The organism is Fodinibius halophilus (assembly GCF_011059105.1).
GTDB lineage: Bacteria > Bacteroidota > Rhodothermia > Balneolales > Balneolaceae > Fodinibius > Fodinibius halophilus.
On sequence record NZ_JAALLS010000031.1, the window covers coordinates 1 to 21,029 of the forward strand.

The following is a 21,029-nucleotide window of genomic DNA, read 5'->3' on the forward strand; positions in this document are numbered from 1 at the left end:
AACTCACTGTCCATTTTTTTGTAGCAATTCCACACCCAATAATTTTTTTAGCCTTTTAAGCTTGATTTAAGGTTCATTCATTATGTTAGGAAAGCGTTATAGACTACAATATACAGAGCAGACTCAATTTTATACTTTTATGAGAACCGTAGGCGCGGATTTCTCTCTTCTTAAACTCCATTGTCTTGCTCAATATTTATCGTATCATTTTTCATTACATAATTTAAAAGTGAAATTACAATGAACGACGATTCTAATATCATTAGCCGACGAACTTTTCTGCGTTATACAGCCTCAATGGCTGCCATGGCAGGTCTTAGTACGGTTTTACCAACTTATGCTTTTGCCAATCTAAAAGATCGAGATATTCTCACTCCCCAAGGCCCCGATAATGTTATCGACCTAACGATCGGGAAAATGCCCAAGAGTATTGACGGAAAAGAAGGAGAAGCCATCGGTATTAACGGCACGGTGCCCGGTCCCATTATTCGCCTGAAAGAAGGACAGGATGTGCTGCTGCGAGTAACAAATAATCTTGATGAAGAAACATCGATCCACTGGCATGGAATTATTCTCCCTTTCCAGATGGATGGCGTGCCCGGGGTAAGTTTTGACGGTATTGCACCCGGTACCACTTTTGAATACCGTTACCCAGTAAAACAGAATGGTACGTATTGGTATCACAGTCACTCGGGACTTCAAGAACAGTTGGGACACTACGGTCCACTCATTATTGATCCTGCGGATGAAGACCCCGTAGAATATGATCGGGATTTCCCAGTGGTACTCTCCGACTGGACTTTTGAGAATCCTTATAAAGTGCTCGCAAACCTTAAGAAGTCTGAAGGGTATTATAACTATCAAAAACGAACGCTGGGCGAATTTTTTAAAGATGCGAAACAAAAAGGAATGGGAACAGCTCTCAAAGATTACCTCTCCTTTGGCAAGATGGGAATGAGTGCTACTGATCTCGCCGATACTACCGGCGCCATGTATACTTATCTGATGAACGGCCGCGGTCCACAATCAAACTGGAACGCCCTGTTCGAAAAAAGAGAAAAAGTACGGCTTCGTTTTATCAATGCCTCGGCCGGATCCATCTTTGATGTGCGTATTCCCGGTCTCAAAATGACTGTGGTTCAAGCCGACGGACAAAATGTGAAACCGGTACCTATCGACGAGTTTCGCATTGGTATTGCCGAAACATACGACGTTATCGTAGAGCCGGAAGATGAACAAGCCTATACCATTTTTGCTGAATCACTGGATCGCAGTGGTTATGCCCGAGGGACCCTTGCCCCGCAGGAAGGGATGGAAGCCCCCGTACCTGAATTGCGTCCACGCCCGAAACGCAGCATGAAAGACATGGGCATGAAGATGGATATGGGTGGAATGGATATGAAAATGGATCAGGGACACCAAGACATGGATATGAAGGGTGGAAATATGGATATGCAGATGTCCAAGATAAAGCCTCCTGTCAAACACGGTCCCGATACTCACGGTATAGGTGCTGCTGCCATTGCGCAAAACCAGTTTGACCGGCTCCACGAGCCCGGCATCGGCCTGGGCAACGACGGACGTGATGTACTGGTCTATAATGATCTCAAAAGCCTAAAACCAAATATTGATAAACGAGATGCCGAACGGGAGGTGGAGCTACACCTGACCGGGAACATGGAACGCTATATGTGGTCGTTTGACGGTGAGCAGTTCCATGAAGTGGATGGCCCCATCGATTTTAAACACAACGAACGACTGCGGCTTACCCTGGTTAATGATACTATGATGGAGCACCCTATTCACCTGCATGGTATGTGGATGGAGCTGGAAAACGGTAACGGGCAATATAATCCCCGAAAACATACACTGTTGGTACAACCGGCCCAACGCATTTCGGCCCTTATTACCCCCCGTGATAAAGGCCGTTGGGCATTTCACTGCCATATTCTATATCACATGGAAATGGGAATGTTCCGGGTCGTACAGGTAAGCGACGAAAATGGGAATATCTATTAAGTCAAAAGCCATCAAAAGTATTTTAAAACAAATTATGATATCCAGAAGAGTTAAGATTATGCGACAATTAAGTATATTTCTTTCTGCAGTATTTTTGATGATACTGTTTGTAAGCAGTAACACCGCTGTAGCACAAAAGGCACCGGAGTTCAGCAATGACCTGCTGATGGATAACAAAACCTATACCTATATCATCGCGGATAAGCTGGAATACCAGAGCCTGCCGGGACCTAATCCCATTATGTGGGAACTGCAAGGCTATATTGGCAAAGACCTGCACAAGTTCTGGTTTAAGTCGGACGGAGAAGCTCTGACCACTCAAAATGAAACGGAGTTGGAGTTCCAGGGACTTTACAGCCGGGCGATCTCCCGCTATTTTGATCTACAGGTCGGTATTCGCTACGATCTTATCTATGAAGGCAGCGATAATCTCTCCCGCGGATTTGGCGTAATAGGTTTCCAGGGTATGGCCCCCTACTTTTTTGAAGTCGACGGCGGCCTATTTATTAGCGAAGACGGTGATATTTCTGCTTCCTTCGAAGCTGAATATGATCTGCCAATCACCCAACGACTCATCGGCCAACCCCTAATAGAAACTTCCCTTGCCTTCCAGGATGTCCCGGAATACGGTATTCGTTCGGGAATTAACGATATAGAATTGGGCTTTCGGCTGAGATATGAGATAGAACGGGAATTCGCCCCATATATTGGTGTCAACTGGGAGCGCAAGCTGGGAAAAACCGCTGATATGTATGCCGACCCGAGTACCCTAAGCCTATTAGGCGGTGTTCGTATGTGGTTCTAAGTTTGTTATTGGTTAATTCGCATTATAGTTATTTGTAAAGGTAATTTTAAAATAACCAATCTTATATTTACATGGATTTTATCAGTCTTTATGGAGAATCTGCCAAAACAGCTCTTGGCTTTTTCTGGAAATCGGGATGGGCTTTTATACTCGGCTATTTTATCAGCGGCATGATTCAAGCTTTTGTACCCAAAGGGAACCTCACCAAACATATGGGCAAAGCTAACCTCAAAAGCGTATCTCTTTCTACCTTTTTTGGAGCTGCTTCTTCATCCTGCTCTTTTGCCGCTCTTGCTGCAACCCGTGCCCTTATTAAAAAGGGAGCCCACTTTATTGCCGGTGTCGCCTTTATGTTCGCTTCGACCAACCTGGTGATTGAGCTGGGTATACTGATAATGATTTTTCTGGGCTGGCAATTTCTGGCGGCCGAGATTATTGGCGGACTTATTCTAATCGCTATAAGTAGCATGCTTATCAAGTGGACCTATCCAAAAGAATGGCTTGATGAGGCCCGGCAGAAAGTTGAAGGAGAAGGCGAACAGCTGGAAGAAGATTTCGACTGGAAAAAACGCATGAAAAGTAAAGAAGGATGGCAACTCGTTGGCCATAAGTTTGTCAACGATTGGAAAATGGCTTGGGAGGATATCCTGATCGGTTTTACTGTTGCCGGTTTTGTAGCTGTACTGGTTCCTGCATCATTTTGGTCCGCTTTATTTTTGGCCGACATTCAATACTTGCCCAACTGGCTAGTTACCCTTGAAAATGCTTTGGTAGCTCCTTTCGTAGCTGCGGCTACCTTTATCGGATCGATGGGTAATATCCCATTAGCTACGGTTCTTAATGAAAATGGCGTACTCTTTACCGGCATCATGGGATTTATCTACTCCGACCTTATGGTACCGCCGCTCGTACACATCAATGCCAAATACTACGGTTGGCGGGTTGCACTCTATATAGCAAGTATCATGTTCGTTAGCATAGTACTAACGGCCCTTATTTTAAATGGACTTTTCTCAATGTTAGGTATCATCCCAGAAAGCCAGAAAGCCATTGCTGAACTTACCCAGTTTAAAATTGATTATACCTTCTGGATGAACATTGGTTTTATATTGGTAACCGGCTGGCTGGTTTGGCTGCACAAACAATACTTACAAAACCACGAGATGAAAATGATGAAGATGGAAGGTGGAGGAAAGATAAAGAGAGTAGCAGTAACGTTGTTTATTATTATCAATATTGTCGGACTATCAGCTTTTGTCTATACACAACTATTATAACCATAACCTCAAAAGAATTAGTCAAATATTATGGCATTAATCCCTGAATGGGCTCCAAACCTGCACCCAATTCTTGTTCACTTCCCCATTGGTATTATTCTGTTGGCGGTATTCATGAACATAGTCACTTTTTTTCTGCCTGATAAATGGTGGGATGAACTTAAAACCACCATCCTATATGGGATCGGCACCGTGAGCCTTGTCGCCGCCTACTATACCGGAACCATAGCAGCTGATAGTATCTTTATGCCTACAGAAGCACAAAACGTATTAAATAGCCATGCCGACTGGGCGTGGTGGACCGTCTGGTTCCTGGGCGCCTACCTGCTTCTTCGTATACTGTTCCATTATTTTAAGCTTATGGATCAAAAAATGATGCGTACCATTGCATTTATTACCGTATTGCCGGGCATTTTCTTTCTCTACGAGACGGGAGATCACGGTGCAGAAATGGTCTTTGGTTACAGTGTAGGAACCGGGCAACTGATCCAGCAACAGGAATCTTCTTCTGTTTCTGCGGATAGTCTTAGCAATGCCGATAAATCCACCTTTGTCCAAAAAGATAATGGAAGCTGGAGTTGGGAAGTAGGTCCGACAGGTGTAAGTACGCTACTTTCTCATTTTCAGTGGCTAGAGGGATCCGCTACGAATTTACAACCCAAAATTGTTAGCAGTAATGGGAATTACCTATTACAGCTGGATGTGGATGCTACTTCCAATTTCTTCGTAGAAGAGAGTACATTCCAGAATGTACAGGTCGACTATTACCTGGATCTCTCCGATTTTGAAGGAAGCCTTTCGTTAGTTAATCATCTGCAGGATGCTCAAAATTATGATTTTGTCACGTTGAATACTGAGGGAACCATTTCCCAGGGACGAGTTGAAAATGGATCCCGAGAAGTATTTGCCAAAGAATCTTACTCCGCATCCGAGATGCTTTTTATCCGCACTGTAGCCAACGGTACCCATTTCAGGGCTTATATCAACAAAGAAATGGCCGTACACGGCCATGGTGATGCTCCCGAAGGGGGAAAAGTCGGCATTAAACTCAACGGGCAGGGCCAGATTCTTATCGATAAAATAAGTGTGACACAACTCAATTAATCGGCATGCAAAAAATAATCTCTGTAATCATACTGCTTTTTATAGCACCGGCCATTCTCGTTATCAGTTGTAATAGTTCTGAGAAAGCCGAACCAACAAAAACTATAGAAGGACGCTGGTTTACACAAAAACAATACACGTTGGGCAAACAGGTGTTTACCAATAACTGTGCCCAATGCCACGGACAGCACGGCGAAGGAACTGTTGAAGATTGGAAACAACGCAATGCTGACGGCTCTTTTCCCCCGCCCCCGCTGAACGGCTCGGCCCATACCTGGCACCACCCTTTTAAAGTGCTTATGAAAACCATTAATAAAGGTGGAAAACGGTTAGGCGGAACAATGCCGGCCTTTGAAGATAAACTCTCCAGGGAAGAAAAAGTGGCTGTTATTGCCTATTTCCAAAGTTTGTGGGATGACAAAACCTATAACCGCTGGGTTAAAATGAATGCCCGTCAATCTGATTAATAAACACTAAATGAGATATTTAAAGATTAAGTTTGATGGCTTTAAACACATCATAAACCTCTATGTCATCCCGGACCCCGATCCGGGATCTCGCGGTGGTCAGTAATATTGATTAATTATAAACTCATAACAACGGTCATGGTCTCTGCGAGATCCTGATCCGCCGTCCGGCGGACAGGATGCCACAGAGGATTTTCTAAATCTCTAAATTCACAACAATTAATACATAGTCACTATGAAAATATTTAACACAGCGATACTACTTTTACTGTTCAGTTCCACTACTGTTTTTGCCCAAAACAGCGATAAAACGATGACAAACGATCAAGAAGCCTTTGTACAGGTGCTGGATGATTTTAAATCAGCCATTATTGACAACGATCAGGAGCAAGCATCCAGCCTGTTAACCAAAGATGCACGGATCCTGGAAGGAGGAGGTATAGAGACTAAAAAAGAGTACCTCTCCCACCACTTTCACTCCGACGGCAAATTTCTAAGCGCTATGGATATGAAAGTGATATCCCGCAAAGTAAAATCGACCAAAAGTACCGCTTGGGTATCAACGACAAGTAGTATGAAGGGCACTTATAACGACCGGGAAATGGATCTGAAGTCCGCTGAACTTGCCGTACTGGTTAAAACGGAAGACAGGTGGAAGATTTCTGCCGTGCACTGGTCATCGCGGTAGGTACGATAAAAAAATTACTCTTAGGGGCCCAATGTTTTGAAAACTCAATATTTTGAGAACAAGATTAAAACTTATCTCGGCATGATCCAATTCATACTATGTGGTTGACAGTGCTGCGTGGATAAGGATCACCCGAAAACAATCCTACAATATTTGTGTAGCTCCATCTTTACCAATCACGAACCCCTTTTAGTAGAAAATCATCAATTTCATGATTTTTACTATCGTTATGCAATACCGCAATATCTCCTGTTGATTCCATTACCACGGCTTGAATCTGGGTCATCTTGGTTACATTTGCTTCCCTCAGCTTTGCTCGTAAATCATTATGTGTCACTTTCGCTTCTCTTAAATTCTCATCCAATATCTCCGTTCCCCGCATTAACAATATTGGTTCATTATCAACTAACGTGCTCATAACAGTTGAACTGCCCCGTAAACTGGATACAATCATTTGAATACCAAACAAAGAAATCAGACCGGCAGCAGCTTGCAGCAGTGGGGGATCTTCTGCTAAAACGGTACTTGCTATAATTGAGCCAAAAGCTACTGTTATCGCAAAATCAAAACTCGACATTTTTGAAAATGACCGAAGTCCCGACATGCGGGTAAGAACTATGAGAATGATATAAATCCCTATGGTTGATAGTAAAACCATGAACAATGCACTCCACGTAGTACCAATCCAGGAATAATCCAATTGCATAATGATATAATTGATTAAAGAAAGACTTCGCTTTTTGTTTAACTCAAAATGTAATAAGAATTATATTTCTTATTTTTAAAACAAATATAATCCCAACTGTTTAGCTCATCTCTAATTATGGATACATTAAAATTCAACATCCCTGACTTACACTGTGGCGGCTGCGCTGACCGTTCTGCTGAAATTTTAGAAGAACTTGAGGGCGTAAAACAAGCAACAGTATCTATAGACGATAAATCTGCAGAGGTATCCTATAATCCTGAACAAGCCTCTTTCAATACGTTCAAAGAAGCACTGGCCGAGGCTAACTATACCGCAGAAAAATAATTTCAGAAATTATTTGACTCTCGACCATGGTACAGCCCTTATATTAATAGTGAATCAGTTTCTTTAATAAGTGGAGGATCTATTATGCCTTTAAAGAAAGGAGAAGTCTATAAATGTCCTGATGCGAATTGTGGATGTGAAGTTACCGTAACAAAAGGTGCCCCGAACGATTGTTCCGGTACCCAAAATCCCACCTGCTGCTGCGGTAAAACCATGGTAAAGAAAAATTAATACTATCTATTTAGGGCAGGCTTATCCCTGCCTTTTTCTATGGTTCTAATTCCATTAATTCACATCCCCAATATTATGTTTCAAGACATAGAAAAAAAGTATGAAGGCATCACCACCTTCAAAATCGGTGAAGTGGCCAGCCGTGCTAATGTCAACAAGGAAACCGTTCGCTATTATGAAAAAAGAGAGCTGATCCCCGAACCCGACCGGCGACGGTCCGGCTACCGCATCTTTACCCAGCGGCATATTGATCAAATTAGATTTATAAAGCGTGCTCAAGAGCTTGGCTTTACGCTCAGCGAGATTAAAGAGCTGCTGGAGCTGCGCATGGATGAGGACACCTCTTGTTCAGAAATTAAAAAAGAAGCCCAACAAAAGTACCAGGATGTGCAAACCAAAATTGACGATTTGCAGCGCATCAAAAATACGCTCGTCGATCTCATCGATGCTTGTGGAGGCAGCGGTCCCAAGGGCGACTGCCCTATCCTCGAGGCTCTCGAGGGAGAAAGTGAAACCGGAAAACAACTAAGAAAATGAATAACAAGAATACAGATATCACTTTAGCCTCAACTATTAAATGTCCTAATTGCGAGCACTCATCAAATGAAACAATGCCGACCGACTCCTGTCAATATTTTTGGGAGTGTCCGAGTTGTGGGGAAGTTATAAAACCAGAACCCGGTGATTGCTGCGTTTTTTGTTCCTACGGCTCTCATCCCTGCCCGCCGGTGCAACAAGAGAAAAACTGCTGCAATTAATTGTATTGAACTGCCGGTCTCATCCAAAATAATTACTTGAAGAACCGGACCTTTCCTTTTTCTTAAATCTTATTTCATAGCGGGTTCCTTTCTTTTGACTACTTTTAACACGGATCTCTCCTTTCAACTGTTTCACTAATTGATTCACGAGTTGATGGCCCAACGACTGTTCTGCCATTTCCTCGAATTGCGTAGGCAAGCCCGGCCCATCATCTTGAACAATAATGGTAATTAAATCCTCTTCTTGTTTAAATTTTACCAGAATCTTTCCCGACCGGTCCTCTTCAAACGCATATTTAAATGCATTTGTTATCAGCTCATTAATGATAAGCGTAGAAGGCAGGGCTTGATTTATATTTAAAGAGATCTCATCACAATCTACTTCAATTTCAACATCCCTTTTAGCTCCCTTCATACTCTCACGGATGGTTGTCACGAGCTCCTCAATATAATTTTCCAACTTCACTGTCGAAAAGTCATTGGACTCGTAGAGCTGCTCATGAATTTTCGCCATCGAATGGATTCGATGCTTACTCTGCATTAACGCCTGATATACTTCACCGCCTTCCTCCCAATTCATTGCTTCAAGAAGCAGTAGTCCGGATATTATAGCCAGATTATTTTTTACCCGATGATGGATCTCAGACAACAAGATTTCCTTTTCTTTTAGCGAGTGTTGAAGTTTTTCCTCTGTTTCTCTGAGATCGGTAATATCAGTATAGATACCAAAAGCACCAATCGTTTCCTCATCTATTGTAACGGGTAAAGCCCCCACAAGCAGATCTTTAACTTCTCCGTCTTTTGTTACCCTCTGGTCCTCGTAATATTTTGAGGATCTCTCACCTGAAAACACATCTTGATAAAGTTCCGGAATCTCATCATAACGCTCTTCCGGTAATTGATGCTCCAGCAGATCCTTACCCGCTAACTCTTTATTGGAGTAACCAAACAACTCACTAAAACTATTATTTACCTGCCTTACGCGTCCGTCGGTATTAATCATAGCAATAGCAATGGGGGCATCCACAAACAAACTTTCAAACCACTCTTTGTGTCGCCTCAACTCTCGTTGGGTTTGCTTCTGATCTGTTAGGTCACGTACAATTGCCTGCAAATAGTTATGTTCATCAAGCTCAATGGTATTAAGACTTATCTCCACCGGAACTTCTACCTCTTCCTGTCCATTTGTTTTTTTTAGATGTATCCATTCAAAAACCTGTGGATTACCTTCTTGGACCTCTCTAATTTTTTCCTTTGCTTTTTCACTGGATAAGGTACCATCCGGCTGGTATGCCGGCGAGAAATCCAGAGGAGTTTTACCAATTAATTTTTCTTTTTTTCGACCAAATATCTCCGCAATACGATGATTACAATCAATAAATTTTTCTCCATCCATCAGAAAAATACCATCATTGGCGTCTTCAAATAGGCGATGATATTTCATCTCTCGTTTCACTAATTCTCGCTCATACTCCTTACGAACACTAATATTTTCGATAAAGGCCAATACAGATTTTAACCCTCCCTCTTTGTTGCGTAGTGCAGAAGCATGAACCATCACGTCCATCGGTTTCCCATTCTTTAAATAAATTACTGTTTCAAACCGATCCTTGTCTTTCTCTCCTGATGCAAGAGTACTCATCCGCTCTCTTATTTTAGAAACCTCATCATCGGCAAAAAGTGAAATTTCAAATGCCGTTGACCCAAGGACTTCTTCTTTGGTATAACCAGTTTTCTCTACTGCTCTTTTTGACCATTCGATCACTCTAAAGTTGTGATCGTACTTTACCATCGCCAACGGATTATTCTCGATATGGTAACGCTGTTCCTCGTAGGCTTCACCAATCTCCTCCTTTAGTTTTACAATTTCAGTGACATCGTGGACATGAACAATGCGGGCGTTCCGACCTTTTACCGGAAATCCCTGTGTTGCTATTTGCACATAAAGGATGGTACCATCTTTGGTCCGATGGCGCCATGTCCCGATATCAAAAATTTTGGACTCATCATCTTCTAATTCCTGAAGCTGATCTCGTAACTCCGAAATATCCTCGGCCGGGCGTATGTCCTCAATTGTTAGCTGGGTAAATTCCTTCTCGGTAAAACCATATTTTTTTACCGCACTTTCATTTACTGCCAGAATCTCCAGTGTATCCGTGTCAAAGATCAACATGGGATTTGGATGCTTCTCAAAAAATAATGTTGGTAACTCCATAGAACCCTTCTATTTAAATAGCTAAATAATTAGTACCCTCTTTGCTCCTCAAACAACCGTAAAAACCCACCTCTTTAATACCCCCCTAATTCATGATCCTATTATTATCGTTTACTTTTCCATAAACAGAGTTAGAACATTTGGAGTTCACAGTTAGTGATGCTCTATTTTCTATTATTATACTACCAAAAAAATGTTTCCTATCAATTAAGCCAATTATTGTGATCGCTCTTCTTCATAACCCGTCATCTCTATAAAACCGTTCCCGTCTACTTCATTCCCATTCATTCGACCAGAAACAGCAACTGTCCCTTCATAGTAACGTATTGAAATATCCATTTCCTGATCCGGGAACTGCGTCTCTACATCTAACGACAGGTTATATTTGGGGATATCCATCTTCCATGATGAGGGATACATCGCTTTGCTATGGGGACTTTCCCACCTGTCTACCACTTCGACAGTTACGTCACTGGCATCAATGGTAGTTTTCGTACCATCCGAACTAATCAGTGAACCCGTGGTGAACTTACTTATCGATCCGTCATCGTTGTGCAACTGGTAATACATTAGATCGTAGCCGTTAGAAAGCTGAATTGAAAACCAATCCCAGCCTTCCTGGGCTTCACCTAACACCGAAGTACTCCACTCGTGATCCATCCAGCTTAGGCCGGATACCTCAAACTTTTGACCATTCTTTGAGATTATACCCTCTGTATCCATTCGCGTAAATGAAAGATAGTAGGATGCATTTCCCTGCTCTGCTCCTTTTCGATCATAGCCTTTGTCGCCCTGCAAAACCAACGGTTTTATCGGGTTGATATGGAAGTCAATAGCTGTGCCATCTTCCATGCTCGCTTTTATATGGACCGGAAACTGTTTGTCGGTAGCATTTTCTGAACCCACCTGCACAATCTCCCAATCTTCCAACCAAATGCGATATGGTTCTGCCCGGGCCCCGGCCAGTCCTGCCGCACCCCGGCTATACCGTTCTGCAAACAGATGGTCTTCATTTTCTACATCTGATATCGCAAAATGCCCCATATACAACTGATCAGTACTCCAGCCTGTATCAGTCTGCACACTGTCTTTTTCAGTACCCGTAGGATTTAACTGGTTTCTAAAAATAGTGAACTGGTAACCAAACTGTCGGCCCTCCTGGGTAAAAAGATTCCCGGTATAATACCACCACTCCGTTTTATAACCGGGATGAGCTGCATGGTCTTCCGGGAATTCAAACTCTTTTGGGCCAGTTGCCCTCTTATATCCTTCGAGATCTCCGCCTCCCATCGCTTCTGCCACCGAAACCGAAGCACCTATCTCGGCATCCTCGTCAGACAGATGCCATGCTCCAAATCCCAGTCCAAGAACTATCAGGGGAATAAAAATGTACCAAAACGATCTTTTCATTATATATCTGTTTATTCATTTCGCAGTGCATCAGCGGGATTTGATTGCGCCATCTTGAGTGATGGATAAATCCCGGCCAGTAAAGCGGCAACAATTGCCAATCCTATAGCTTGCAACAGTAATCCAGGTGAAATCATAAGTTGTAGCGTCCAGCCAAATGAGCGCAAGTTAATAACATATACCAAAATATAGGCCATCAGAATTCCCAGCGGAACAGACAGGATACCCGCCATCACACCCATTGCCCCGGTTTGCGTAATCACATAGTTCCACAGCTGTCCGGGAGTCATCCCGTTGGCCCTTAAAACCGCATGTTCTTTAGCCCGCTCCAGCTGAAGTGCCATTAATGCACTTAAAATCCCTATAAAAGCTACCACTATCGCAAGCATTCGTAAGACGGTGGTTACTGTAAAGGTTCGTTCAAAAATTTCTATAGATGCTTCACGCAGTCCACGATTCGATCGAATAAATACATCTTGCAGCCCTTCGGCCCTGTCCCTGAGTCGCTCTACCAGCTGATCCACTTCGAGCCCCTCATCAGCATATAGTGCCAGACCCGAAATAGCCCGATCATCAAAATACCGGTTATAAATTTCCCGGCTGATGGTGACAGTGCCAATATCAGAGGCATAGTCAAAATTAATGGCCTGTACCTGAAAACCCGCTTTTCCCCGGTCCGTTTGTATAAAGATTGAATCTCCCAACGCTACATTGTTGCGATAGGCATAGACTTCCGACACCATAAGAATATTATCGGCGGTATACTGCTGCCAGAAATCCGGTTCGGCTTTCTTTAACTGATAGGTCTTTTGTGCGCTGGCCCCTTGGTTGATCGCTACAAGGTTATCAGTTCCATAGTTCGTACTCACGTCGACGCTGCGAACGGTATGAGAATTGGCCACTCCTTCTGTTTCTTTGAGGAGATCAACCAATCTTGGTTCGAGCTCAGCATCTGCTTTTCGAGATACTGCACTGGGCGGCTGCACATACACATCAGCCTGGAGTTGTGCTTCCAGCCACGAAACAATGGTAGCCCGAAAGCTGTCTACCATTACTCCTACCCCAACTGTGGCCCCTACCGCTACCACGAGGGCCGCAATAGCTACAGAGGTCCGGCTTAATTCCGTTACCACCCCACGCACCGACATCTTGCCGATTAGGCCATTAACTCTGCCTAAGATCGGTCGAAATAACTTGGCCATCCCCACAACCATTAATGGAATCATTAATGAAAATCCGACAATCAGTAACAGTAGCGAGGCGTACCCTGCGGCAATGCCTCCGTTTGGAATCATCAGGATGCCAACGCCCACCAGGCCGGCGATAAGACCTCCCCCCGCGAAATACCATAGCCGTCCTGCTAATTTTGATTCACTGGAAGAACGCTTTAAGACGGTTGAAACCTTCGCTTCTGAAGCTTCACGCGCCGGCCAGAACGAAGCAATAAGCGTAGCTCCCATTCCAAGAAAAATAGCCTTTGCCAACGGATAAAGCCCGATGGATAACTCCTGAACGGAAAGCACAAAATAGAGATCATTAATGGATTGGGTTACCAGCTTGAGCAGTACCTGTGCCAAAAAGTAGCCACTAATAATCCCAATCACCGTGCCAATCAACCCTATCAAAGCCGCTTCTTTAAGCACAACCGTAAGGATCTCTTTTTTGGTAACGCCGAGCGCCCGAAGGCGACCAATAAGCTGGCGCCGCTGTACTACCGAAAACGTCATTGTGTTGTAAATCAGGAACATCCCTACGAGTAAGGCCAGCATGCTCAACGCTTCCAGGTTAAGCTCAAAGGCCCGGGTCATCTGCGCCACCGTTTCTGATCTCGAATCAGACCGATTAACAGTGGCCCCACCAGCCAAAGTAGATTTTAAGTCTGTGACTATTGATTCGGTATTTTTCTCCGGGAGAATCAGATCAATACGGGACAGCTGTCCCTCCATGTTAAATAATCGCTGTGCGGTACTTATATCAACCACCAACAGATTTTCTAAAGCACGTTGGCTCCGATCATTTTTGGCATTAATCGTACCAATAAGTCGCAGCTTGTAAGCTCTTCCCCCTACCGATACCGTTAACCTATCACCAACAGAAGCACCGAGTTCTTGGGCCACCGACTTGGCAATTATGCCCGTATTCGCCCCGCTTATAAAGCTAGACAACTCAATTCCCGCCTGCTGGCTGGCAAAATTCCTAAATGGTCCCTCAGCAATGGGATCCACTCCCATAATCTGGAAGGTTCGATTCATACCTTCGATACGTCCATACCCTTCGATAACCGGTGCAGATTTCCTGACCTTTTCATCAATTCTTATTTTTCGATATACCTCTTCATCCAGCGTTTCAGCCGCTCCTTTTATTTGATGAGTAGTTTTGCCTGTTACAGCCTCTGAAGACAGAGAAAAAGCTTTTTTAGCCGAATTGTTCGACAGATCGATAGAAACAACTACGGATACGCCCAGGGCAACCCCTAAAATGGATAAGGCAAAATGCCACGGATGTTTCCACAAAAAACGCAGACTTGACAGCCACAGTAAATCAGTGTCGGAATGTTTCATCTTCAAATAACTTCTGTAGTATCTTCAACCTCTTGCAGCTTCCCGCCCTGCAGCTCCACTACCCGATCAGCAATCTTACAGATTTCACGATCATGCGTTGCAATAATCATGGTTCGACCGTTTTTACGAACCAGTTCATTGAGGATTTCCAAAATGCTGCGACCGGTTTCATAATCCAGGTTTCCCGTGGGCTCATCGGCCAAAACGAGCATAGGCTCACTGGCCAGTGCTCTTGCAATAGCCACTCGTTGCTGCTCTCCACCCGATAGCAGATCCGGATAACTATCGAAACGATCTCCCAGTCCTACTTCTTCTAAAAACTGATCGGCTTTGCCAAGGGTCTCTTTATCGGTATCCCCCTTTAGTTTTAGAGGTAAAAGTACATTTTCATGTGCAGTAAGCGTAGAAATGAGGTTAAATGATTGGAATACGAAGCCTATATTTTTCCGTCGAAATAGGGTCCTGTTTTTCTCATCCATCTTAGTCAGATCGGTACCTCCAACCAGAACTTCTCCTGAATCCGGCTTATCAATGCCGCTAATCAAGTTAAGTAAGGTGCTCTTGCCGGACCCGGACCTGCCTAGCAGTACGATCATTTCCCCTTCTCGGATGGAAATTTCCAACTCATCCAATACCAAGCGGTTTTTGCTCCCCTCTTGATAGCTTTTGGTTAGCTTTTTTAGCTGTATATGCGCTTTTACCTTCATCTAGATCATTTTGTTGTTTTGAGTCACCCCGCTCAACATAGCCCATTTATAATTTGTTCCCCCTAATAGATAAAAAGTTATGGAATGGACCTTTTATTGCGAGCAATGACAATTTCCGTAACTTCTATTTCACAGGTTGCACATAAAAAGCATGCAATATTGGAAGTGCAAGTTATCGATATTACAGGCTTTGGCCAGTCATCTCTGTAGAGCCTCCCCATAAAAAGGGAAACCTCCTATCCAATACACTTATCTATGTTCTAATCCATTGTCAAAATTGAGGAATAGGTTTCTATGCCATACCAGATATTGCCAATTCTTATATTTTCGTCCGGGGCATGTTGGTTATTGTCATGATTCGCAATAGGCACGATAATCAGCGGCTGCTCTAACACTTCTGTAAAATGATATAATGGTAGTGTACCGCCATAGGTGGGATATAAAATCACCTCTTCATCGGAAGCATCTGCTACAGCCGAAACGATCTGTTTCGCCATGGGATTATCAACAGATGTTCGAGTAGCACTGTAGCCTTTCCCTCGTGTTACCTTGGCAATTTTTTTGTGATTTAACCGCCTTTCCATATCCGGCTCTTCTCGAACGATATGGTATCCCTGCTTCCTGATATGGGCTTCAACAAGCTCTTGCATCGCTTCCGGATTATTGCCCTTGGCGAGTCGCATTCCCAAACTGGCAGTCGCCTTCTTGGGAATTACATTGCGTGCTTTTTTGCCCACATTACCACTTTTAATTCCCTTGATAGTCAACGTTGGATACATATATCGCTCAATAAGGGATTGTCCGCCAAACTCGCTCCAGGTAATTCCCAAATCCTTTCGAATCTGGTCATCATAATCGGGAAGGGTGGCAAAAGCTTTGCGATCTGCTTCTGTGATCGGTGCCGTACTCTCATAATATCCATCAATTAACACTTCTCCGGTTTCCTTTTTCATGCTTGATAACAGTTCAACCATCATCTGCCCGGCGACCGGTGCCCAGCCCCCATAATGCCCGCTGTGTAATGGACGGCGTGTTCCATATACCGTGATCTCCATTCCCGTAACACCTCGTACCCCAAATACTACCTGGGGGCGACCACTTTGATGCTTGGGGCCGTCCAGAAAGACCCAAAGATCACCGTCATCAAATTTACTTTTGTATCGCTCAAGATACTGGCGAATATGTGGGGAACCTGCTTCCTCTTCCCCGTCAAAGAAAAACTTTATGTTAGAAGTGAGACCGATATCCGATGTTTTTAATGCATCTAAAGCAGCAAGCAGGGCGGGGATGGGCGCCTTATCATCAGAGGCCGACCGTGCGTAAATTCTCCAGTCTGGATCTACCTGCTCATTGGAATGAGGAAATGCTATGGGTTCTCCCCCCTCTTCCATCGACTTTGAATACAATTTAGGAGTCCATGGATGGTGAGTCCAGTTAGTGGTGTCTACAGGCTGACCATCATAGTGTACATATAAAATAAGCGTCCGCTCTGCATTGGGCACCGTTATTTCTCCATAAACCACCGGGGGCACATCTTTACGATCCGGCAGTTCCAACAGCTCCATTTCAGCTCCCCGCTTTTCAAACTCCTTAACAAGGTATTGAGCACTACGCCGAATATTGGGAATATCGGAAGCTACATTCGGTATCCTTAAATACTCCTTGTAGTGATTAAGGATATCTGCCCCATTGTCCTCGTAATAATTCTGCGCAGCCTTCACTGCCTGCGATTGTGCCACAACTAATTGAGCAGACATAACCCAAAACAATAATGCTCCCACTATCGCGATGACTTTATATGTTTTTTCCATGATTCCCGATTTTTAAAAAATTAATAGTTTGTAACCCTGGTCTGAATTAATCCATCTACTCTTTTTAGAAAACTATTTTAACAGTTTTTACTTTCAATTATAAACGTTTCTTTGCAAATAAGGATATAGCATTGAATCTTATCTCTATTAAGAAGCATAACATACTATATTGACACAAATACTATGGCTGTAAAAGAAATATTGCTGTTGGGCAACCCCAAGCTGTGGGAGTCCTGCGAAAAAGTAACGAAAGATGAACTTGCCTCCCTTGAACAGGTAGTCCAAGATCTGCACGATACCATGATGGATTTCCGTGCCAAATATAATGCCGGCCGCGCTATTGCTGCTCCACAGATTGGGGTTATGAAGCGGCTGGTCTATATGAATATTGATGAGCCCACTGTTTTCATTAACCCGGTACTCGATAGCAAAAGCGAGGAGATGATGGAGCTGTGGGATGACTGCATGAGCTTTCCCAACCTGCTTGTGAAAGTAAAGCGTCATTATTCATGCCGTATCACCTACCGCGATATGGATTGGAATAAGCACACCCAAGAGCTGGAGGGAGATCTTTCGGAACTCCTCCAGCATGAATGCGACCATCTGGATGGCGTACTTGCCGTACAACGGGCTATAGACGATACTTCCTTTTCTCTTAGAAGTCAGCTATTTAAGTAGGAGCTGTGTTCAAGTGATTAATGCAACACAGCGGTGTTTTAAGGTTTGTTGGGTAGGAAAAAGATAGCCAGATTTCCGAACCGGTCGAACGTTCAGGTACTGCTCAACAGTTTTGATGCGCTTGGCAGAGATTTTTCGTAGATCTGTTCCCTTCGGCTTTCCAGTTGGTTACTCTGTCCGCAGCGCTAGAGGAGGCAAGACTATATAGTTAGCAGTTTCAGGCAGTAGTAGCGTTCCTCTCCTTATCAGAAAATGGACCAGCGTGAGTGCAAAATTATTGCTCTTCCAACCTCCTTTTAGTCTCCTCCTTCATGAGGAGGAGAAATGTTCGATGTCAATTTAAAAGTTATAACTAAAGTACTGGGACCATCGGTTACCTAATATTAGTGCTTTAGGCCGTACAAAAACAATATAAGTCGCTTGGCGGAAGACCACAGGGAGGTCTCCCCGGGGCTTACTTAATGTTGCACTTACTATTATGAACTCAGAGGATAATTCAATAAAAGAGCTGTCTAAATAAATAGAAAGACATGTGCCAAATCGATATGCTTTTATTGTGTTTACGGGACGGTTCTTTTGACTTATTGGAATCTATAAAATAAAGATTCCTTGATTACGCTTTGCCCCATTCGTACTGACATTACCTTCATTACAAAAAAGATTCTCCCTCCCTATGCCAAATAGAGAGGAAATAAGGTAGGCTATAAAAATAAAAAGGACTGATTGGCATCCGCCAATCCGTCCTTAAATCGTTGAGCTCCCCACGAGTCTCTGAAATGCGAACACTTTTTACTGCAATAATACCTCTGAGGCCTATTAACAAGGGACCAAAAGGAATTGAGTATCATATTCACTACGAAAAATTGGCCGAAAAGTAACCAAATTGGGACAATGCGAACTAATACAAAACAGTTAATTCTGTTAACCAAAAACCCAAGAAAAAGAGCAAAATCAGAGAGGAACAGAGGGAAATATTTGAATAACTTTTAGTTTCAGGAAAGGTGAAAAACCAAGCTGAAATAGCTAGAAAATTTGGTCCTAGTCGATCTTGGATATCAAAAGTACTTTCATAAATTTAACTTTTCTCATTTAATATCAGTAGTAGATGTTTTTTAAGCTTAATTTAAGCCTCTCTTTCCTATAATGATTGAAAGCCCAAACATGAGCATAATTGCTTACCTCAAAAATAGTTTAAGGATGGTATTATGAAACATTCTAGTCACAAAAAAGATCATCAAAACGAGCATAAGCATCACAAAGATCCAAACCACGAAGAACACAAGCATTCCGGCGGACATGCCGAACATCATGCCCACATGGCACAGGATTTCCTGAAGCGGTTTTGGATATCCATTGCTCTAACTATTCCCATCCTGATTTTTTCTCACATGATTCAGGAGCTGCTGGGATTAGGGACTGCTCTCCAGTTTACCGGTGACACCTATATCTCATTTGTGCTTTCCAGTATCGTATTCTTTTACGGTGGCTGGCCATTCTTGAAAGGATTATATGATGAGCTGAAAGAGCCTCAACCGGGTATGATGACGCTTATTGGTGTTGCCATTACGGCCGCCTACGTATATAGCACCCTGGTAGTCTTTGGAGTGGAAGGACAAGTTTTCTTCTGGGAGCTGGCCACCCTGGTTGATATCATGCTGATCGGCCATTATATCGAGATGAAGTCCGTGATGAGCGCTTCACGAGCCCTGGAGGAACTGGCTAAGCTTATGCCGTCGGAAGCGCACGTGGTTCAGGAAGACGGATCGACGAAAGATGTACCACTTGAAGAGTTGCAAAAAGAATATAAGGTACTGGTGAAACCCGGCGAAAAGATTCCGGCCGATGGAGTGGTCGTAAATGGGAAAAGTTCGGTTAATGAATCTCTGATGACAGGAGAATCCAAGCCCGTATCCAAAAAGCAGGGCGATGAAGTAATTGGCGGTTCCATTAATGGAGAGGGATCGTTGACCGTTGAAGTTAACCGGACGGGTGAAGACTCCTTTCTCTCCCAGGTCATTGACCTTGTACGGCAGGCACAAGAAAGCAAGTCCCGAACACAGGACTTGGCCAATCGCGCCGCATTTTGGCTAACCATCATTGCTTTAGGTGCCGGTGCACTTACGTTTTTTGCATGGACCTTCTTCACCACTGAAAACTTTGTATTTGCTCTGGAACGTACGGTTACCGTGATGGTGATTGCCTGTCCGCATGCGCTGGGACTGGCTGTCCCGCTGGTCGTAGCCGTTTCCACCAGTCTGGCCGCCCAAAATGGGTTCCTAATCCGAAACCGTACCGCTTTTGAGGAAGCCCGCAATCTTGGAGCTATCATCTTCGATAAAACGGGAACACTTACCCACGGTGAGTTTGGAGTAACAGATGTTCTAACATTTAATGGCTTCGATGACAAAGAACAATTGTTAAGCCTTGCCGGCTCGCTGGAGCAGAACTCCGAACATCCTATTGCCCGGGGGATAGTAAAAGCCACGGACGGGTTGATGAAAGTAGAGGAGTTCAACTCTATCACAGGAAAAGGAATAGAAGGGCGCGTAGATGGCAAACAGATCAAAGTAGTAAGTCCCGGTTACCTGCGTGAACACAACATTGACCATCCAACAGAACAGTATGAGCAGCTTTCCGGACAGGGGAAAACCGTGGTGTTCGTCATTATTGACGACCACCTGCAGGGGGCAATTGCCCTTGGCGATAATATCCGGGAAGATTCCCGCGAGGCTATTCAAAGCCTCCATAACATGGGTATCCAGTGTATTATGCTCACCGGCGACAACCAGCAAACCGCCGCCTATGTGGCCAACGAGCTCGGGCTGGATGATTTCTTTGCCGAGGTATTGCCCGAAGAAAAAGCTGCTAAAATAAAAGAAGTGCAACAGCGCGGACTTAAAGTGGCTATGACCGGCGATGGAGTAAACGACGCTCCCGCACTGGCGCAGGCCGACGTAGGTATCGCTATTGGTGCCGGTTCTGATGTAGCTGTAGAAACAGGCGACATTATTCTTACCCAAAGTAATCCCAAGGATGTAGCTTCACTAATTGCGCTTGCAAAAGCGACATACAAGAAAATGGTACAAAACCTGTGGTGGGCTACGGGATACAACGCCTTTGCAATACCGTTGGCTGCAGGTGTTTTATACACCTACGGCATTATATTAAGTCCTGCCCTGGGCGCTGTTTTAATGTCACTTAGTACCGTAATCGTGGCGATCAATGCACGGTTCCTTAAAATAGAACGCTAAATCCGAAGTTATTA

General features: G+C 43.9%; 18 protein-coding genes. 12 read left to right on the forward strand and 6 right to left on the reverse strand.

The window, feature by feature from the left end; genetic code table 11:
• Positions 1 to 240: 240 nt before the first annotated feature.
• From G3569_RS16855 to G3569_RS16880, 6 genes are all read left to right on the forward strand, one after another.
• Positions 241 to 2,019 carry a copper resistance system multicopper oxidase gene (locus G3569_RS16855; RefSeq protein WP_165271258.1) on the forward strand — a complete coding sequence of 593 codons (1,779 nt, stop codon included), beginning with the start codon at positions 241 to 243 and terminating at the stop codon, positions 2,017 to 2,019.
• Positions 2,020 to 2,077: 58 nt separating this feature from the next.
• The gene (locus G3569_RS16860) at positions 2,078 to 2,824 is read left to right on the forward strand and encodes a copper resistance protein B (protein WP_165271259.1); all 747 of its coding nucleotides are present in this window, start codon (positions 2,078 to 2,080) and stop codon (positions 2,822 to 2,824) included.
• A 71-nt stretch (positions 2,825 to 2,895) separates the two neighbouring features.
• Positions 2,896 to 4,101: a permease gene (locus tag G3569_RS16865; protein ID WP_165271260.1), complete on the forward strand. Its 1,206-nt coding sequence runs from the start codon at positions 2,896 to 2,898 to the stop codon at positions 4,099 to 4,101.
• A 30-nt stretch (positions 4,102 to 4,131) separates the two neighbouring features.
• Positions 4,132 to 5,205 (forward strand): DUF2231 domain-containing protein, encoded by a 1,074-nt coding sequence (locus tag G3569_RS16870; RefSeq protein ID WP_165271261.1) that lies wholly within the window; start codon positions 4,132 to 4,134, stop codon positions 5,203 to 5,205.
• Between the two features lie 5 nt (positions 5,206 to 5,210).
• Positions 5,211 to 5,672 carry a c-type cytochrome gene (locus G3569_RS16875; protein ID WP_165271262.1) on the forward strand — a complete coding sequence of 154 codons (462 nt, stop codon included), beginning with the start codon at positions 5,211 to 5,213 and terminating at the stop codon, positions 5,670 to 5,672.
• Between the two features lie 235 nt (positions 5,673 to 5,907).
• Positions 5,908 to 6,360: a YybH family protein gene (locus tag G3569_RS16880; RefSeq protein WP_165271263.1), complete on the forward strand. Its 453-nt coding sequence runs from the start codon at positions 5,908 to 5,910 to the stop codon at positions 6,358 to 6,360.
• 169 nt (positions 6,361 to 6,529) lie between these two features.
• On the opposite strand, the gene G3569_RS16885 is transcribed toward G3569_RS16880, so the two are convergent.
• The gene (locus G3569_RS16885; protein WP_165271264.1) at positions 6,530 to 7,066 is read right to left on the reverse strand and encodes a DUF421 domain-containing protein; all 537 of its coding nucleotides are present in this window, start codon (positions 7,064 to 7,066) and stop codon (positions 6,530 to 6,532) included.
• A gap of 117 nt (positions 7,067 to 7,183) precedes the next feature.
• On the opposite strand from G3569_RS16885, the gene G3569_RS16890 reads away from it, so the two are divergent.
• The 4 genes from G3569_RS16890 (at position 7,184) to G3569_RS18850 (ending at position 8,382) form a co-directional block, all read left to right on the forward strand.
• Complete coding sequence (locus G3569_RS16890; protein WP_165271265.1) at positions 7,184 to 7,393, forward strand: heavy-metal-associated domain-containing protein; 210 nt, start codon at positions 7,184 to 7,186, stop codon at positions 7,391 to 7,393.
• Positions 7,394 to 7,477: 84 nt separating this feature from the next.
• The gene (locus G3569_RS18465; RefSeq protein WP_205720265.1) at positions 7,478 to 7,624 is read left to right on the forward strand and encodes a hypothetical protein; all 147 of its coding nucleotides are present in this window, start codon (positions 7,478 to 7,480) and stop codon (positions 7,622 to 7,624) included.
• Positions 7,625 to 7,699: 75 nt separating this feature from the next.
• Positions 7,700 to 8,161 (forward strand): MerR family transcriptional regulator, encoded by a 462-nt coding sequence (locus tag G3569_RS16895; protein WP_165271266.1) that lies wholly within the window; start codon positions 7,700 to 7,702, stop codon positions 8,159 to 8,161.
• Entirely contained in the window at positions 8,158 to 8,382 is a 225-nt protein-coding gene (locus tag G3569_RS18850) for a GDCCVxC domain-containing (seleno)protein (protein ID WP_165271267.1), read from the forward strand. The genes G3569_RS16895 and G3569_RS18850 overlap by 4 nt, the downstream gene beginning before the upstream one ends.
• 19 nt (positions 8,383 to 8,401) lie before the next feature.
• On the opposite strand, the gene G3569_RS16905 is transcribed toward G3569_RS18850, so the two are convergent.
• The 5 genes from G3569_RS16905 to G3569_RS16925 form a co-directional block, all read right to left on the reverse strand.
• A complete protein-coding gene (locus tag G3569_RS16905) occupies positions 8,402 to 10,597 on the reverse strand; it encodes a PAS domain S-box protein (protein WP_165271268.1) in 2,196 nt (731 codons plus the stop codon).
• Positions 10,598 to 10,813: 216 nt separating this feature from the next.
• Positions 10,814 to 12,007, reverse strand: a complete 1,194-nt coding sequence (locus tag G3569_RS16910) for a lipocalin-like domain-containing protein (protein ID WP_165271269.1) — start codon at positions 12,005 to 12,007, stop codon at positions 10,814 to 10,816.
• Between the two features lie 11 nt (positions 12,008 to 12,018).
• Entirely contained in the window at positions 12,019 to 14,568 is a 2,550-nt protein-coding gene (locus tag G3569_RS16915; RefSeq protein ID WP_165271270.1) for an FtsX-like permease family protein, read from the reverse strand.
• 2 nt (positions 14,569 to 14,570) lie between these two features.
• The gene (locus G3569_RS16920; RefSeq protein ID WP_165271271.1) at positions 14,571 to 15,275 is read right to left on the reverse strand and encodes an ABC transporter ATP-binding protein; all 705 of its coding nucleotides are present in this window, start codon (positions 15,273 to 15,275) and stop codon (positions 14,571 to 14,573) included.
• Between the two features lie 260 nt (positions 15,276 to 15,535).
• A complete protein-coding gene (locus tag G3569_RS16925) occupies positions 15,536 to 17,086 on the reverse strand; it encodes a M20/M25/M40 family metallo-hydrolase (protein ID WP_165271272.1) in 1,551 nt (516 codons plus the stop codon).
• A 183-nt stretch (positions 17,087 to 17,269) separates the two neighbouring features.
• On the opposite strand from G3569_RS16925, the gene G3569_RS16930 reads away from it, so the two are divergent.
• Positions 17,270 to 17,764, forward strand: a complete 495-nt coding sequence (locus G3569_RS16930; protein ID WP_165271273.1) for a peptide deformylase — start codon at positions 17,270 to 17,272, stop codon at positions 17,762 to 17,764.
• Positions 17,765 to 18,969: 1,205 nt separating this feature from the next.
• The gene (locus tag G3569_RS16935) at positions 18,970 to 21,015 is read left to right on the forward strand and encodes a heavy metal translocating P-type ATPase (RefSeq protein WP_165271274.1); all 2,046 of its coding nucleotides are present in this window, start codon (positions 18,970 to 18,972) and stop codon (positions 21,013 to 21,015) included.
• Positions 21,016 to 21,029 lie beyond the last annotated feature (14 nt).

Bases quoted from the DNA above. Each gene is read 5' to 3' on its own strand.
- G3569_RS16925 (WP_165271272.1), bottom strand. From the start codon at position 17,086: ATGGAAAAAACATATAAAGTCATCGCGATAGTGGGAGCATTATTGTTT.
- G3569_RS16870 (WP_165271261.1), top strand. From the start codon at position 4,132: ATGGCATTAATCCCTGAATGGGCTCCAAACCTGCACCCAATTCTTGTT.
- G3569_RS16915 (WP_165271270.1), bottom strand. From the start codon at position 14,568: ATGAAACATTCCGACACTGATTTACTGTGGCTGTCAAGTCTGCGTTTT.
- G3569_RS18850 (WP_165271267.1), top strand. From the start codon at position 8,158: ATGAATAACAAGAATACAGATATCACTTTAGCCTCAACTATTAAATGT.
- G3569_RS16935 (WP_165271274.1), top strand. From the start codon at position 18,970: ATGAAACATTCTAGTCACAAAAAAGATCATCAAAACGAGCATAAGCAT.
- G3569_RS16860 (WP_165271259.1), top strand. From the start codon at position 2,078: ATGCGACAATTAAGTATATTTCTTTCTGCAGTATTTTTGATGATACTG.
- G3569_RS16885 (WP_165271264.1), bottom strand. From the start codon at position 7,066: ATGCAATTGGATTATTCCTGGATTGGTACTACGTGGAGTGCATTGTTC.
- G3569_RS18465 (WP_205720265.1), top strand. From the start codon at position 7,478: ATGCCTTTAAAGAAAGGAGAAGTCTATAAATGTCCTGATGCGAATTGT.
- G3569_RS16895 (WP_165271266.1), top strand. From the start codon at position 7,700: ATGTTTCAAGACATAGAAAAAAAGTATGAAGGCATCACCACCTTCAAA.
- G3569_RS16865 (WP_165271260.1), top strand. From the start codon at position 2,896: ATGGATTTTATCAGTCTTTATGGAGAATCTGCCAAAACAGCTCTTGGC.
- G3569_RS16905 (WP_165271268.1), bottom strand. From the start codon at position 10,597: ATGGAGTTACCAACATTATTTTTTGAGAAGCATCCAAATCCCATGTTG.
- G3569_RS16855 (WP_165271258.1), top strand. From the start codon at position 241: ATGAACGACGATTCTAATATCATTAGCCGACGAACTTTTCTGCGTTAT.
- G3569_RS16880 (WP_165271263.1), top strand. From the start codon at position 5,908: ATGAAAATATTTAACACAGCGATACTACTTTTACTGTTCAGTTCCACT.
- G3569_RS16920 (WP_165271271.1), bottom strand. From the start codon at position 15,275: ATGAAGGTAAAAGCGCATATACAGCTAAAAAAGCTAACCAAAAGCTAT.
- G3569_RS16875 (WP_165271262.1), top strand. From the start codon at position 5,211: ATGCAAAAAATAATCTCTGTAATCATACTGCTTTTTATAGCACCGGCC.
- G3569_RS16890 (WP_165271265.1), top strand. From the start codon at position 7,184: ATGGATACATTAAAATTCAACATCCCTGACTTACACTGTGGCGGCTGC.
- G3569_RS16910 (WP_165271269.1), bottom strand. From the start codon at position 12,007: ATGAAAAGATCGTTTTGGTACATTTTTATTCCCCTGATAGTTCTTGGA.
- G3569_RS16930 (WP_165271273.1), top strand. From the start codon at position 17,270: ATGGCTGTAAAAGAAATATTGCTGTTGGGCAACCCCAAGCTGTGGGAG.